14 protein-coding genes and 1 pseudogene are annotated in these 14,925 nt (G+C 58.9%); 9 read left to right on the top strand and 6 right to left on the bottom strand.

What is annotated here, in order from left to right; genetic code table 11:
- Positions 1 to 129: 129 nt before the first annotated feature.
- Positions 130 to 639, top strand: a complete 510-nt coding sequence (locus tag KI242_RS25750; RefSeq protein WP_011063288.1) for a disulfide bond formation protein B — start codon at positions 130 to 132, stop codon at positions 637 to 639.
- A gap of 574 nt (positions 640 to 1,213) precedes the next feature.
- Here the strand turns inward: KI242_RS25750 and KI242_RS32060 are convergent.
- Positions 1,214 to 1,408, bottom strand: a pseudogene (locus tag KI242_RS32060) (hypothetical protein); the annotation flags it as partial.
- 27 nt (positions 1,409 to 1,435) lie between these two features.
- Between KI242_RS32060 and cyoA the strand changes: the two are divergent.
- The 7 genes from cyoA (at position 1,436) to queC (ending at position 7,792) form a co-directional block, all read left to right on the top strand.
- Positions 1,436 to 2,380, top strand: a complete 945-nt coding sequence (cyoA, locus tag KI242_RS25745; RefSeq protein ID WP_011063287.1) for a ubiquinol oxidase subunit II — start codon at positions 1,436 to 1,438, stop codon at positions 2,378 to 2,380.
- Positions 2,381 to 2,383: 3 nt separating this feature from the next.
- On the top strand, positions 2,384 to 4,402 hold the full coding sequence (gene cyoB / locus KI242_RS25740; RefSeq protein WP_011063286.1) for a cytochrome o ubiquinol oxidase subunit I: 2,019 nt from the start codon (positions 2,384 to 2,386) through the stop codon (positions 4,400 to 4,402).
- A gap of 3 nt (positions 4,403 to 4,405) precedes the next feature.
- The gene (locus KI242_RS25735) at positions 4,406 to 5,032 is read left to right on the top strand and encodes a cytochrome o ubiquinol oxidase subunit III (protein ID WP_212805659.1); all 627 of its coding nucleotides are present in this window, start codon (positions 4,406 to 4,408) and stop codon (positions 5,030 to 5,032) included.
- Positions 5,033 to 5,362 carry a cytochrome o ubiquinol oxidase subunit IV gene (gene cyoD, locus KI242_RS25730; protein ID WP_011063284.1) on the top strand — a complete coding sequence of 110 codons (330 nt, stop codon included), beginning with the start codon at positions 5,033 to 5,035 and terminating at the stop codon, positions 5,360 to 5,362.
- Positions 5,363 to 5,372: 10 nt separating this feature from the next.
- A complete protein-coding gene (cyoE, locus tag KI242_RS25725; RefSeq protein ID WP_011063283.1) occupies positions 5,373 to 6,260 on the top strand; it encodes a heme o synthase in 888 nt (295 codons plus the stop codon).
- 158 nt (positions 6,261 to 6,418) lie between these two features.
- The gene (locus KI242_RS25720) at positions 6,419 to 6,973 is read left to right on the top strand and encodes a cytochrome b/b6 domain-containing protein (RefSeq protein ID WP_019093706.1); all 555 of its coding nucleotides are present in this window, start codon (positions 6,419 to 6,421) and stop codon (positions 6,971 to 6,973) included.
- A 120-nt stretch (positions 6,974 to 7,093) separates the two neighbouring features.
- A complete protein-coding gene (gene queC, locus KI242_RS25715; RefSeq protein WP_011063281.1) occupies positions 7,094 to 7,792 on the top strand; it encodes a 7-cyano-7-deazaguanine synthase QueC in 699 nt (232 codons plus the stop codon).
- A gap of 94 nt (positions 7,793 to 7,886) precedes the next feature.
- Here queC and KI242_RS25710 read toward each other — a convergent pair whose 3' ends face one another.
- Both KI242_RS25710 and KI242_RS25705 read right to left on the bottom strand, forming a co-directional pair.
- Positions 7,887 to 8,768, bottom strand: a complete 882-nt coding sequence (locus KI242_RS25710) for a queuosine precursor transporter (RefSeq protein ID WP_015636913.1) — start codon at positions 8,766 to 8,768, stop codon at positions 7,887 to 7,889.
- Entirely contained in the window at positions 8,755 to 9,357 is a 603-nt protein-coding gene (locus tag KI242_RS25705) for a helix-turn-helix transcriptional regulator (RefSeq protein WP_015636912.1), read from the bottom strand. The genes KI242_RS25710 and KI242_RS25705 overlap by 14 nt, the downstream gene beginning before the upstream one ends.
- Positions 9,358 to 9,884: 527 nt before the next feature.
- Here KI242_RS25705 and KI242_RS25700 point away from each other — a divergent pair.
- On the top strand, positions 9,885 to 11,240 hold the full coding sequence (locus tag KI242_RS25700) for a serine hydroxymethyltransferase (protein ID WP_015636911.1): 1,356 nt from the start codon (positions 9,885 to 9,887) through the stop codon (positions 11,238 to 11,240).
- Between the two features lie 101 nt (positions 11,241 to 11,341).
- On the opposite strand, the gene KI242_RS25695 is transcribed toward KI242_RS25700, so the two are convergent.
- The 3 genes from KI242_RS25695 to KI242_RS25685 all read right to left on the bottom strand — a co-directional run bounded on the left by KI242_RS25695 (position 11,342) and on the right by KI242_RS25685 (position 14,880).
- Positions 11,342 to 12,043, bottom strand: a complete 702-nt coding sequence (locus KI242_RS25695) for a hypothetical protein (RefSeq protein WP_011063277.1) — start codon at positions 12,041 to 12,043, stop codon at positions 11,342 to 11,344.
- A gap of 165 nt (positions 12,044 to 12,208) precedes the next feature.
- Positions 12,209 to 13,135 carry a GTP-binding protein gene (locus KI242_RS25690; RefSeq protein ID WP_011063276.1) on the bottom strand — a complete coding sequence of 309 codons (927 nt, stop codon included), beginning with the start codon at positions 13,133 to 13,135 and terminating at the stop codon, positions 12,209 to 12,211.
- On the bottom strand, positions 13,135 to 14,880 hold the full coding sequence (locus tag KI242_RS25685; protein ID WP_011063275.1) for an amidohydrolase: 1,746 nt from the start codon (positions 14,878 to 14,880) through the stop codon (positions 13,135 to 13,137). Before KI242_RS25685 ends, KI242_RS25690 begins: the two co-directional genes overlap by 1 nt.
- Positions 14,881 to 14,925 lie beyond the last annotated feature (45 nt).

Raw genomic sequence — 14,925 nt, 5'->3', positions numbered from 1 at the left:
CTTCCCGGCAGCCGGGTGTGCCTCTGCGAGTATTGGCCTGCACGCGATCGACGGGTTCATCGAAGACAATCTCGGTCTGCCGCCTCGGGTCTCGGGGGCAGGCTGAACACAACAGAAAAAGGAATAGGGATGAGTGACGACAGACTGGGTTTGGGACGCGAGCGGCGTTTCCTGGTGCTGCTGGGGATTATCTGCCTGGCACTGATCGGCGGAGCCCTGTACATGCAGGTGGTGCTGGGCGAGGCGCCGTGCCCGCTGTGCATCCTGCAGCGTTATGCCTTGCTGCTGATTGCACTGTTTGCCTTCATCGGCGCGGCCATGAGTTCGCGACGTGGGGTCACGGTCATGGAAACCCTGGTGGTCATCTGCGCCCTCGCCGGCGCGGGCGTGGCGGGGCACCATGTGTACACCCAGTTCTACCCCTCGGTGAGCTGTGGCATCGATGTACTGCAGCCGATTGTCGACAGCCTGCCGTTGGCCAAGATCTTCCCCCTGGGCTTTCAGGTGGACGGTTTCTGCTCCACGCCGTACCCGCCGATCCTCGGTCTGTCCCTGGCCCAGTGGGCGCTGGTGGCGTTCGTGCTGACGGTGATCCTGGTGCCTCTGGGTGTGGTACGCAATCGCAAGAAAACCTACTGATTCACTCGTAAAAGCCCCGGCCTTCCGATGGGGGGCCGGGGCTTTTTTGTGCCGTTCATTCGGCACCTGAAAAGTCCGTGATTTGCGGCAAGCGCAGGTGCGGCAAAAGTGCGACATGTTGTCACAGTGCCGCGGTCGCAGAGGGGCGGTTGAGTCGCTGCAACAGACTGCATTCTGGCGCGCTGGTTCAATGAGAGCCTGTCAGTTTGTGTACGCGAGCCTGTCGGCCGAGAACCATAGCCTGCTATCGATACAAATCTTCACAGCGCCCGTTTTACAAGGGGTGAAGCCTGATGGAAGGCGGCCCTCAGGGGGGATCGAGAGTCCTGGAAGGGGAGTGTTTCAGGTCCTTTTTGGGGCTTTTTGTTGCAAATGAAAATCGCTATGATTGCGATCCTTCGCAACAATCATGAGGGATTGTTGCGCCATGGGATAAAAATTATTTCGGGATAAGACATGGTTTATAAAACGCGACATATCTACAATCGCCCGCACTGAATTTCCGACGCTGCTCAACCCTGAGCACACGAGGACGGTCGAGGGGCGGATAGAGCGCTCCATGCGACTGCGGGTGTCGGCGCCTTCCAAACTTCCGCACCAAATGGAATTGGTCTGTAACAAGGCCTTTGACCACGAGATCGAATAAGAACCACTGCTAGCCCGGGATGTGTCGTTGAGCGCTTAACGCAACGGGCAGGCCCTTATTCAATTGAAGAAAAATGCCAACCCTTGGCAGGGTGAAGTGTTGGCGATCAAAACCCAACTGCATTGCGCAAGCTGCTTTAGAGGTCGTGAGATGAGTAAAAACAGGTACCCCAGATTACTAGGCTTATTGCCGCTGCTCGGCATGTTAATGCTGGGAGGCTGCAAGTGGACCTTGCTCGATCCCAAGGGTCAGGTCGGTCTGGATGAACGAAACCTGATCATCACGGCAACCATCCTGATGCTGCTGGTGGTTGTGCCGGTCATCATCATGACCTTCGCCTTCGCCTGGAAATACCGCGCCTCCAACAAGGACGCGACCTACGCGCCGAAGTGGTCCCACTCCACCAAGATCGAGATCGCGGTGTGGCTGGTTCCGGTGCTCATCATCATTGCCCTGGGTTATGTCACCTACAAGTCGACCCACGCCCTGGACCCTTACCGTCCGCTGGATTCCGACGTCAAGCCAGTGACCATCGAAGTGGTCGCCATGGACTGGAAGTGGCTGTTCATCTATCCCGACCAAGGGATCGCCACCGTCAACAAGATCGTTTTCCCGGCCCATACCCCGGTGAACTTCCGCGTGACCTCCGACACCGTGATGAACTCGTTCTTCATCCCGGGCCTGGGCGGCCAGATCTACGCGATGGCGGGCATGACCACCAAGCTGCACCTGATTGCCAACCAGAACACCGAACTTGAAGGTATCTCCGCCAACTACAGCGGCGCGGGTTTCACCGGCATGAAGTTCAAAGCGATCGCTACCAGTCAGGAAGATTTCGACGCCTGGGTAAACGAAGTCAAGAAGGCACCTAAACAGCTGGACACCGCTGAATACGAAGCCCTTTCCAAGCCAAGCCAGAACAATCCTGTAGAGCTCTACTCCGCCTACGCGCCAAACCTGTTCCAGACCGTCATCGACAAGTATGAAGGCATGAAACCGGGCAAGCCGCTCAAGCACGAGAAGAAAGAAAAGGAAGTGGCCGCAACGGAAGGGATGGACGTGAGTTCGCATTCAGCTGCCGGGGCAGAGGAGTAAACGATGTTTGGTAAATTAAGTCTGGAAGCGATTCCGTTCCACGAGCCGATTGTCATGGTCACCGTTGCCATGATTCTGCTCGGTGGCGTGGCGCTGTTCGCGGCAATCACCTACTTCAAGAAGTGGACCTACCTGTGGACCGAGTGGCTGACGTCCGTCGACCACAAGAAAATCGGTGTGATGTACATCATCGTCGCCATGGTCATGCTGCTGCGTGGTTTTGCCGACGCCATCATGATGCGTACCCAGCTGGCCATGGCCACCGAGGGTTCGCCTGGCTACCTGCCACCTGAACACTATGACCAGATCTTCACCGCTCACGGTGTGATCATGATCATCTTCATGGCGATGCCATTCTTCACCGGCCTGATGAACCTTGTCGTGCCGCTGCAGATCGGCGCGCGTGACGTGGCCTATCCGTTCCTCAACTCCCTGAGCTTCTGGCTGCTGGTTTCGGGCGTGGTGCTGATCAACCTGTCCCTGGGCGTTGGCGAATTCGCCAAGACCGGCTGGGTTGCCTATCCGCCGCTGTCGGGCTTGCAATACAGTCCGGGCGTGGGTGTGGACTACTACATCTGGGCGCTACAGCTATCAGGGCTGGGGACAACGCTGACGGGGGTCAACTTCCTGGCCACCGTGCTGAAAATGCGTACCCCGGGCATGAAGATGATGGACATGCCGATCTTCACCTGGACCTGCACCTGGGCCAACGTGCTGATCGTGGCTTCGTTCCCGATCCTCACCGCTACCCTGGCACTGCTGACGCTTGACCGTTACATGGATTTCCACATTTTCACCAATGAACTTGGTGGCAATCCAATGATGTACGTGAACCTGTTCTGGGCCTGGGGTCACCCCGAGGTGTACATCCTGATCCTGCCGGCGTTCGGTATCTTCTCCGAAGTGATCTCGACCTTCTCCGGCAAGCGCCTGTTCGGCCACCATTCGATGATCTACGCTTCCGGCGCGATCTCGGTACTGGGCTTCATGGTCTGGCTGCACCACTTCTTCACCATGGGTTCGGGGGCCAGCGTCAACGCCTTCTTCGGCCTGGCGACGATGCTGATCTCGATTCCGACGGGGGTGAAGCTGTTCAACTGGCTGTTCACCATCTACCACGGCCGTCTGCGCATCACCAGCCAGGTTCTGTGGACCCTGGGCTTCATGGTGACCTTCGCCATCGGCGGCATGACTGGCGTACTGCTGGCCATTCCGGGTGCCGACTTCGTTCTGCACAACAGCCTGTTCGTGATCGCTCACTTCCACAACGTGATCATCGGCGGCGCGGTATTCGGCTACATCGCCGGCTTCAGCTTCTACTTCCCGAAAGCCTTCGGCTTCAAGCTGCATGAAGGTTGGGGCAAGGCTGCGTTCTGGTTCTGGATCTCCGGCTTCTTCGTCGCGTTCATGCCGCTCTATGCACTGGGCTTCATGGGCATGACCCGTCGTCTGAACGCCACCACCAACCCTGAGTGGGTGCCGTACCTGTACGTCGCCATGGTAGGTGCGGTGATGATCGCCGTGGGTATCGCCTGCCAGCTGATCCAGCTGTACGTCAGCGTGCGTGACCGCAAGCAGAACATGTGTGTATCCGGCGACCCTTGGAACGCCCACACCCTGGAATGGTCGACCTCGTCGCCACCTCCGTTCTACAACTTCGCGGTACTGCCGAAAGCCGAAGGCATCGATCCGTTCACCGAAGCCAAGGAAAACGGCACTGCCTACGCGCAGCCTGGCCGCTACCAGCCGATCCACATGCCCAACAACACCGCTACCGGTCTGGTCATGGGTGCTCTGCTGACCGTGTTCGGTTTCGCCATGATCTGGCACATCTGGTGGCTGGCCATCGCAAGCCTGGCCGGCACCGTGATCTATTTCGCGATCCACGCTGCCCGTGATGATCAAGGCTACATGGTGCCGGTCGAAACGATCGAGCGCATCGAAGCCGAACAGCACAAGCGTCTGGTATCGGAGAACAAGATCCCGGCTACCCGTGTTGAAACCTCGTTGGAACAGGCTTAATCCATGTCGAACTTAGTGACCAATGCTGGACACGCCCATGTCGATGACCATGGGCACGATGACCATCACCACGACTCGGGCGAGATGACCGTATTCGGTTTCTGGCTCTACCTGATGACCGACTGCATTCTGTTTGCGTCGATCTTCGCGGTATACGCGGTACTGGTTAACAACGTAGCGGGTGGCCCGTCGGGCCACGACATCTTCGAACTGCCATACGTACTGGGTGAAACCGCCCTGCTGCTGTTCAGTTCGATCACCTACGGCTTCGCCATGCTGGCGTTCTTCCGGGGCAACAAGATGCAGGTACTGGGCTGGTTGGCCATGACCTTCCTGTTTGGCCTGGGCTTCATCGGCATGGAGATCAACGAGTTCCACCTGCTGATCTCCGAAGGCTATGGCCCTAGCCGTTCCGGCTTCCTGTCCGGGTTCTTCACCCTGGTCGGTACCCACGGTCTGCACGTGACCAGCGGTCTGATCTGGATGGCGATCATGATGTACCAGGTGCAGAAAAACGGCCTGACGGCGACCAACAAGACCCGTCTGAGCTGCCTGAGCCTGTTCTGGCACTTCCTGGACGTGGTGTGGATCTGCGTATTCACCGTTGTTTACCTGATGGGGACTATGTAAATGGCCAACACACACTCCCACGACGAAGCCGGTCACGGCAGCGTCAAGTCCTACGCCATCGGCTTCATCCTGTCGGTCATCCTGACACTGATCCCGTTCGGCCTGGTGATGTACCCATCGCTGCCCAAAGACGTGACCCTGTGGATCGTCCTGGCGTTCGCAGTCATCCAGGTGCTGGTGCACCTGGTGTACTTCCTGCACCTGGACCGTTCCGAAGCACAGCGCAACAACGTGGTGGCGTTCATCTTCGCCGCGTTGGTCATTGTTCTGCTGGTTGGTCTGTCGTTGTGGATCATGTTCAGCATCCACACCGTCATGATGGCGAAGTGAGGTAAACCCGATGTCGCTCAAGCACTTTATCCAAATCACCAAACCGGGGATCATTTTCGGTAACGTGCTTTCTGTGGCAGGCGGGTTCTTCCTGGCCTCGAAAGGGCATGTCGATCTGGCCATTTTCCTGGCCGCCATGATCGGCACCTCGCTGGTGGTAGCGTCCGGTTGCGTGTTCAACAACTGCATCGACCGTGACATCGACCTGAAGATGGAGCGCACCAAGAACCGCGTGCTGGTCCAGGGCCTGATTTCCCTGGAAGTGGCACTGGTCTACGCCTCTATCCTCGGTGTCGCCGGCGTCGCCCTGCTGTACTACGTGGCCAACCCGTTGGCCGCGTTGTTCGCGGTAATCGGCTTTGTCATCTACGTCGGCTTCTACAGCCTGTACCTCAAGCGCAAGTCGGTTCACGGCACGCTGGTGGGCAGTCTGTCCGGGGCCATGCCGCCAGTGATCGGCTATGTCGCGGTCAGCAACAGCTTCGACATGGCTGCGCTGACCCTGCTGGTGATGTTCAGCCTGTGGCAGATGCCGCATTCCTACGCCATCGCGATCTTCCGCTTCAACGATTACCTGGCCGCATCGATTCCGGTGCTGCCAGTGAAGCGTGGCATCCGCGTGGCCAAGAAGCACATCCTGCTCTACATCCTGGCATTCCTGGTGGCGACCCTGATGCTGACCTTCAGCGGTTATGCCGGCATGAGCTACCTGGCGGTAGCGGCGGCCATGGGCATGTACTGGTTGTACATGGCCTGGACCGGCTACAAGGCAGTGGATGACACCGTGTGGGCGCGCAAACTCTTCGTGTTCTCGATCTTCACCATCACCGCGCTGAGCGTGATGATGTCGGTGGATTTCAAGGCCCCGACCGAGCTCCTGCTGACCTACGCACACTAAGCTGTCCAGGCCACAGGAAAAGCCCCGCCTTCGCAAGAAGCGCGGGGCTTTTTTCATTGCGCTGGATTGATGGTCACATCATTTAAAGTTTTTCGGCCCGAAGGCCTGGCCTGGCCGGGTAAAATGCGCCGTTCGTGGATAGAACCTGAGTGGATGCAATGGAAAACCGTATTGAACTGTACGACTCGAAGGCGCGCTATGGCGTCATCAGTCGCGGACTGCACTGGGCCATGGCCCTGGCCTTTGCCTGGATCTACAGCACCACCAGTGCGCATTACCTGCTGGCCGATTCGGCCCTGGACAAGTTCCTCTGGCCGACCCACAAGCAAGTCGGCCTGCTGTTGATGGCCCTGCTGCTGGTGCGTGTGGTCTGGAGCCTGTTGAACCGTCATCGCCGGCCGCCGAGCCTCAACCTTGCAGCAACCCTGGGGCATGGGCTGCTGTATGCCGGGATGTTTGCCATTCCGTTTCTCGGCCTGTTGCGTCAGTACGGCTCGGGTCGCGCCTTTTCCGCCTTCGGTCTGCCGGTAATGAACGGCTTCGACGGGCCGAAGATCCAGTGGATGACCGAGCTGGGCAACAATTTCCACAGCCTCCTGGGCTGGACCCTGCTGGTGCTGATCGTCGGCCATGTGGCGGCGCTGATCCTGCACTGCATCAAGGGCCAGGGGCATATTCTGCGGCGCATGGCCGGCAGTGCACGCTCGGCGTGAGCCGCGCACCCGAACACGGAAAAGCCCCGCCTTCGAGAGACGCGCGGGGTATTTTATTGAGAGCCCTTGCGTGGGCTGCCCAACTATTCAAATGACCCAACTCATGCAGGAAGCAGAATGATGAAGAAAACAGCGGTTATCGTGTTCAGCGGCGGACAGGACTCGACAACCTGTCTGATCCACGCCTTGCCGCTCTATGACGAAGTGCACTGCATTACGTTCGACTATGGCCAGCGGCACCACGCGGAAATCGAGACCGCGCAGCGGCTATCCAAGCAGTTGGGGGCGACCGTGCACAAAGTGCTGGACGCTTCGTTACTCAACGAACTGGCGATCAGCAGCCTCACTCGGGACAACATTCCGGTGCCCACGGTGAACAGTTCAGGCGAGAGCTTGCCCAGCACCTTTGTACCCGGAAGAAACATCCTGTTCCTTACCCTGGCCTCTATCTATGCCTATCAGGTAAAAGCCGAGACCGTGATTACCGGAGTGTGCGAGACCGATTTCTCGGGTTACCCCGATTGCCGCGATGAATTTGTAAAGGCATTGAACAAGGCCCTCGAACTGGGCATGGAGTACAAGTTGCGCCTCGAGACTCCACTGATGTGGCTGAACAAGGCAGAAACCTGGGCTCTGGCGGACTACCACAATCAACTGGAGCTGGTTCGCGAGCAAACCCTGACTTGCTACAACGGCATCATGGGCAGTGGCTGCGCCAACTGCGACGCCTGCAATCTGCGGGCAAAAGGCTTGAACGCTTATCTGGAGAACAAGACGCAAGTCATGGATAGCCTGAAGAGCAAGATGGGTCTGAAGTGAGGATTTGAGCAGCTTGCTGCCCTTGGAGCCCAACACTGAACCTGCCTGGCAGATAGGTGTTGAGCTCCGGCGTCGCTCTACAAACAGCGATCGATCATTTTGCCTGGCTATCCGTTATGTATCTCTTGAACAGTGATCGTGCGCCATAGGCGGGCAATATATTGAAGAATGCAAAACAGACCTTGATTGCGATCTGAACATAAATCATGTTCAGGATGTCGTTGTTTTGCATGGATCCATAGAATGCGATGTAGCAAAACACGAAGCTGTCGATGATGACCGCAAACAAGGTGCTGAGGAATATCCGCAGAAATAGGAATCTGGAATTTGTGAGTTCCTTTATCTTGCACAGCAAATATGAGTTTATGTTTTCAGAAACAAGGAAGGAAACGGAAGACGCTACGAGTACAGACGACACCTGGATAATAACGTCGTTATAAGGTGTATCGAGTTTCCAGCCTGGCAGTCCGGGGAGAAAAGTGGACGCGTAGAGCAGGATGATGATCATGGCGTTGCTTGCAAATGCAAACAGAATGGCTCTTCTGGCGAGCCTGAGTCCGAAGTTCTCGTTCAGCAGGTCAACGATCAGGAATGTCAGAGGGTACAGAAAGGTGCCGGGGGTAATAATGATGTCGAGGGATTCAAGGTAGATCGGCTTTGTTGCAGCGATGCTGGTGAAAATATAAAAGGTAAAGAGCAGCAGGTTGAGGATGATGTAGATCATCCATGAGTTTTCATTGCGGTCGTTCAAGTCGTATGCAGTAAGTGTTCCTCCTTGGGAGTAGAACTTTTTATACAGGTTTTTAACTTCCATTTTGTTTAAGTTATCCATTATTTCGCTGTTCACTACTTCGCTCAGCTTTATTTTTATGACCTTGCCGGTGTCGATGATCATGATCACGGCCAGGTTTTTATTGTTCTCAAACCCCAGAAGCTTGTACTTGCTGTTCTCGATATCACCTTCATAGGCAGTCATTGAAGCGTTCCTCAATGATATCGCCGACAACGGATATACGATCTGGGTCGAAGACGACCTCGTTCATGATCAGCAGTTTCCTGGTCTGTTTGTCGTAAGCCAGTTTTTCCTTTTCATCGGTGATCGTCCCCTTTTGCACGATCAGCAGGCCGCCGACCTCATACATGCCCTTGATATCGTTTTCCAGGCGCACGGCTATCAAGTTAGAGGATGTACCGAAGTAGTAGGTCAATGGGAAACAAGTGGCGAGTTCGCCAATACGTTTATCCATGTTGGCCATCAACTGGCTTTCCTTGAGGATCGGAACAGCAGCCGGGTTCATGTTCCCTTGCGGGGAAATGCTGCTTTCGATGATCTCCTTCTCTTCAAAGTCGACGGTTTCTATTTCCTCATAGGAAATGCCGAAGAAGTCGGAGATTTTTCGAATGGTGGACTGCTGGACGTTGCTGACCTTGCCTTCCAGGATGTTGTATATGGTTGTTCTGGTCAGGCCACTGGCGTTGCATAAAGACAGTTGTGTCTCTCCTCGACTTTTAATCAGGTATTTGATATTGCTTTTTAAATACTCTGTTCTTTCTCTTCTGTGCATCAAATGCCTCACCATTTCCTTATAGTCGTAATGCATCGAATTTTTTAGCGTTCACATCGCGCATGACATCGATTGCCTGGTGCCAATAGCGGGATCACTGTGGCAGAAGCCTGTCAGTTGCTTGTGTGTTGTCTGGTAATTCGCTAGTGCTCCTTTAGCCAGCCTGTATCCGTCCTGGGATACTTCGCTACGGGGACTGTGGGCGATCAAGTCGCTGAGAGGGGCCGGTTTGCACAGGGCCGCAACGGACAAGTGTTGCATGCGTCAGCCATGACAATAAAGCCCCAGGGGTTGGGCATTATCACTCTCGCCCTGAGGCTTGCACCGGCAAGGCTGCGCCGATGTCCTTCCACTTCAAAAAAGAAGCATTTAACTTTGGGGATGTTTAATTTTTTGATTAATTCTGTTACGCCTTATACAGTCTTGACCTAGGGCCCGGATCAGCCCGATTCACACCAACGAACGTAAAACCCAGGAAGCACGCCCTCGTTCGTGGCGCGCAGCACTCAAGGAAGGGGCACAGATTTATGGCAGCCGATACCGAACCACTGAGGAACCAGGCCGACTTGCTGCGATGTGGCTTGGCGGACCTGCGAACAGAAGACGCCGAGCTGGCCAGGATCCTGGACGCTGAAGTAAGCCGGCAACAACGCACGCTTTCCCTGGTTTCATCCTCCTGTGCAGCCACCCCCAGAAGCCTTGCCGCCTCGGCCTCGGCGTTGGTCAACGTGACGGCGCAGGGGGTTGCGGGCAAACGCCATCACGCCGGGTGCGAAAACGTCGATCTGGTGGAATCCCTGGCGATCCGCAGGGCACGGGAGCTGTTTGCCGCGCAATACGCCGCGGTGCAATCGCACTCGGCCTCGAACGCCAACTACCAGGTGTTGTCCGCGCTGCTTGAGCCGGGGGACACCCTGCTCGGGATGGCCCTGGATCATGGCGGCGACCTGACCCACGGCAGCTCCCTCGCTTTTACCGGTGCCCACTACAAGGCGATCCGCTACGGCACCACGGCCCAGGGCACCATCGACTACCAGGAGGTACGTCAGCTGGCGATGGCCCATCGCCCGCGCATCATCATCTGTGGGGCAACGGCTTATTCGCGGGTCGTGGACTTCCAGCGTTTTCGCGACATTGCCGATGAAGCCGGGGCCATCGTCCTTGCCGACATCTCCCATATCGCCGGCCTGGTTGCCACGGGGCGTCATCCGAGCCCGATCGATGTGGCGCACGTCACCACCACTTGCACCCACAAACAGCTCGCCGGGCCACGCGGCGGCCTGATTCTTTCCGGGCGGGACGCGGACACCAAGGTGCCCGGCCTGAGGTCGAGCTTTCGTCGGGTGCTCGACCAGGCAGTTTTCCCCGGGATGCAGGGGGCGCCTGCAGTCAACATGATCGCCGCCAAGGCGGCCGCGCTGGGCTATGCCATGTCTGCACAGTTCGATGCCTACATGGGGCGGATTCGCGCCACGGCGGATGAAATGGCCTGCGCGTTCATGGCGCGGGACTACGAGGTAATGGGCGGCGGGACGGAAAACCACACGATCCTGTTGCGCTTGCCTAAGGGCATCAGCGGCTCCCTCGCCGAATCGGCATTGGAAAAGTGCGGAATCATCGTCAGCAAAAAACGCGCACCGGGGGAGACTCGATCGTCATTTGCCGCCAATGGCTTGTGTATCGGCACGGGCTCCATCGCACAGCGCTATGTGGACCCCCAGGGCTGTCGGCAGATCGTCGACCTGGTGTGCCGGATACTGGATCAGCTGCAGCCGCGGGGCGAGCAGCCATACGTTCTGGAGCCCGCGCAGCAGGAGCGCTTCCGGCTGGAGACCGAGGCGTTGTGTGCGATGTACCCCATCCTTGAGTACGGGGATCGCTGAAGAAAGAAAAGCCCCGTCTTCACGCTGGAATACGGGGCTTTTCAGGTCTGCAGAAGGCTGTGCTGGCGCTTCGCGAGCAAGCTCGCTCATGCAGCGGCGGGTTACAGCTGTTGTTGCGCGCTGTAGCCTTCGAACGCGGTCTGCTGCTGGATCGCGGTAACGATGTTCTTGCGGGTGGCCTGCTGTTCGTTGCCATCCTTGTCGAGGAACATCTCGCTTTCCAGTTCCGCCTCGTCGCCTTCGCCGACAAAGCTGAAACCGAGGAATTCGAAGGCTTCACGGTCGACGTTGGCCTTGGAGCGCGGGCGCATCGGCAGGGTGACGCTGACGCCGTCCTTGCTGATGGCGAACACTTCCATTTCCTTCTTCGGACGCGCCTTGCTCTTGCCGCCGCTGGGGTTGCTGATGGCCTGGTGGGTCTGGTTCAGCACCTTCAGGGCCAGGCCGTAGACCAGCTCCTGGAAGTCCGGATCGTCCTTGTAGCTGGAGAGAATCCGGCTGATGGGGAATTTCTTGCTCAGGTCTTCCAGGGCGGCGAGGTCGGCGGCCTCGGCGTCTTTGAGCTGCTTGAGCTGGCCCATGAGTTCATAGGCGGTGTCGTCGTCAAAGCGGTCGTGGGCCTGGCGAATCGCTGCGCGCAGTTCGCGAATCTGGTCACTTTCTTTCGAGGTGTGGAAGGCGTCGAGCACCATCTCGCTGATGGTCTTGGCCTGGGACACGTGTTGTGAAAGATGAATGGCGTTTTCGTATTCGGCCTTGTTGGACAGGGCGACTACGGATTCTTCGGTGTTGGAATCAGGCATTGAACATCCACTACTTGGTTTAACAGGTTTGAGGCGCGAAAGGCCCAGGGGGATTTTCGGGGGCGCCTAATCTATTGGACCCGGGCCCTATTGTCACGGACCAAGCGACGGCCCGGCAGCCGCGCCTCTTTCAGACCGGCCTTCGCGCCACAGATTCCCTGTCGTTCAAAGCACTTGTGTATCGCTGACCCCAGCCTCCAGTTCCTGGCGCAGATCGCTGCCTCGGCGGGCGATGAATACCAATTGCGCGGCATGCTCGGTGGGCTGATCGGCGGCCAGGGTGAACTGGCTGCGGTTGCCCACATGCTGCAACCAATAAGGTTGTTCATTGCCTTCAAGGCGCACCAGGCCCTTGAGGCGCAGCAGGTCGGCTGGCAGGCGCGCCAGCCAGTCCCGCAAAGCCTTGGGCTGCAGCGGTCGCGAGCTTTTCCACACCCAGCTTTCGAACAACTGGTCGTGGGCCTGGGGCAGGGCCTTGAACAGCACTTCGGTGGAGCGCACCGGCGGCGCCAGCAGCAGCTCGGGGGGCAGCTCGGCCTGCACCGTGTCGAACACCGGGGCACGATTGCCGAGGCTGGCGCGGATGCTCTGCAATTGCTCGGCGCTCACCAGGTCGGCCTTGTTCAGCAGCACCCAGTCGGCGCAGGCCACCTGGGCTCGGGACAGGCGGGCCATTTCCCCTTCCAGGTCCTGGTAGCCGCTGGCGTCCACCAGGGTGATCACCGCGTCCAGGTGCAGGCGGTTGCGCAGTTGCGGGTAGCCGATGGTCTGCACGATGCGCTGCGGGTCGGAGACGCCGCTGCACTCGATGACAATTCGCTCCAGGGCCGGGCGCAGCTTGGACAGGCTCACCAGTTGCGCCAGCAGGTCCTCCTGCACGGTGCAGCAGATGCAGCCGTTCTGCAGGCTGTACACCGCGTCGGTGACCTCGGCGATGATCGCCGCATCGATGTTCAGCTCGCCGAAATCGTTGACGATCACCGCCAGCCGGCCGCTGTCGGCGCGTTGCACCATGCGGTTGAGCAGGGTGGTCTTGCCGGCGCCGAGAAAGCCTGCAACCACGGTTACCGGGATGCTCGGGGTGCTGTTCATTATTCCTTGCCCTCGATCACCGGTGGCAGGCCTTCCCACACCGCTTGCAGCGGGGTGTCGCTGAAGGTGCCCTGGCGGTCGTAGACCAGTTGCCCCTCGACGAAGGTCAGTTGCACCTGGGTGTGGTGGATGTAGTTGCGTGCGCCCTGGGCGAACAGGTCGCGGTCGAGGACGATCAGGTCCGCCGACTTGCCGGCCTCCAGGCTGCCGGTCAGGTGTTCCAGGCCCATGGCATGGGCGCCGTTGAGGGTCGCCACTTGCAGGGCCTGTTCCAGGCTGATGGGGTCACCGAAGGTGTCAGGTTCCTGGTTCCACGGGTTCTGCCGGGTGACCATGGTTTCCAGGGCCAGCCATGGATCGATGGACGCCACCGGCCAGTCGGTGCCGAACACCGCGATGCCACCAGCTGCCAGCACGCCCTTGAAGTCATAGATGCGCTTGAGGCGTTCCTGGCCGTAGCCGGAGCGTGCGCCGCTGGCGAACGGAGTCGGGTACCAGGCTGCCGGAGAGAACTCGGCGATCACGTCCAGGGCCTGGAAACGCTTGAGGTTGCCCGGGTGCAGCAGGGTGCTGTGGGCGCACTGGTGACGGATGCCGCTGTTGCCGTTGCGCCGCCGGGCCTCGGCCACGGCATCGAGGAACACGTCGGAGGCGCCGTCGCCGGTGCAGTGGGCGATCACCCGCAGGCCGCGCTTGTCCATGTCCACCACCATGTCGGTGATGTGTTCCGGGGTCAGGTTGAGCTTGCCGCGCCAGCTCGACTCTTCCGGCCAGGGGGTCAGCAGGTAGGAAGACTTGGGCTCCACGGTGCCATCGAAGTGGAACTTCACCGCGTTGGCACTCAGGCGCGCGCTGCGATAGAAATGCCGCTCGCCACTGAGCAGTTCCCAGCGCCGGCGCACCGGGAAGATGTCGTCCTGCCAACTGATGGCGGCTTCCACCCGCAGGGTCAGCTCGCCGGCATCGTCCAGTTCCTTGAGGGCCTGCAGGCGGTTTTCGCAGACGTGCACGTACTTGGTGGCGGTGACCCCGCGAGAGGTCTGGAAGTGCACGCCATCGCGATAGGCGCGGCGCAGCACCGACACCGGAGTCGGCGGCATGGCGGCATGGATCAGGGCGTAGGCACCGTCGATCAACAAGCCGTTGGGTTCGCCGGTCAGCTCGTCGCGCTCCAGGTAGCCGTTGCGCGGGTCGCTGGTGTGGCGGTCGATGCCGGCCAGTTCCAGGGCCTTGGAGTTGACCATCATGGTCCCCCACATGCGGTCCAGCAGGGCTACCGGGCGGTGCGGCATGACGCTGTCGAGCCATTCGCGGCCCGGGGTCAGCCCGGCTTCGCGGAAGGTGTAGCGCACCCAGTACTGGCCGTAGATCCAGCCGTCGCCGGGATGGCTGTCGGCATAGGCGTGGATCGCGGCTGCCAGTTGCTCCGGGGTCGGGTCTTCGATGCCCACGTCCAGGTCGTCGGCGTAGCGCGGGGCCAGGGCCAGGTCCGGGTGGGTGTGCATGTCATGCAGGCCGGGCATGCAGAAGGCCCCGTCCAGATCGTGCTGGCGGGTGTTGGGGCCGATCAGCGAAGCCAGGGAGGCGAGGCTGCCCACCGCGATCAGCTTGCCCTGGCGGATGGCCACGGCGTCGGCCCAGGGCTGGGCCGGATCGAGGGTGTACATCCGGCCGTTGTGCAGCACCAGTTCAGCGTATTGATCGACGGCGCTATGGGTGGAGTTGAATTGGTCGGAAGCGGTCACGGGGTCAACCTCTCAAGCAGGGGGCCCTTCAAAGGTGGGCAAAAA

It is taken from the genome of Pseudomonas sp. Eqa60 (genome assembly GCF_018326405.1).
Lineage (GTDB): Bacteria > Pseudomonadota > Gammaproteobacteria > Pseudomonadales > Pseudomonadaceae > Aquipseudomonas > Aquipseudomonas protegens.
Note: the sequence above shows the minus strand (reverse complement) of the source record. Positions and strands in the feature narration are given on the sequence as shown.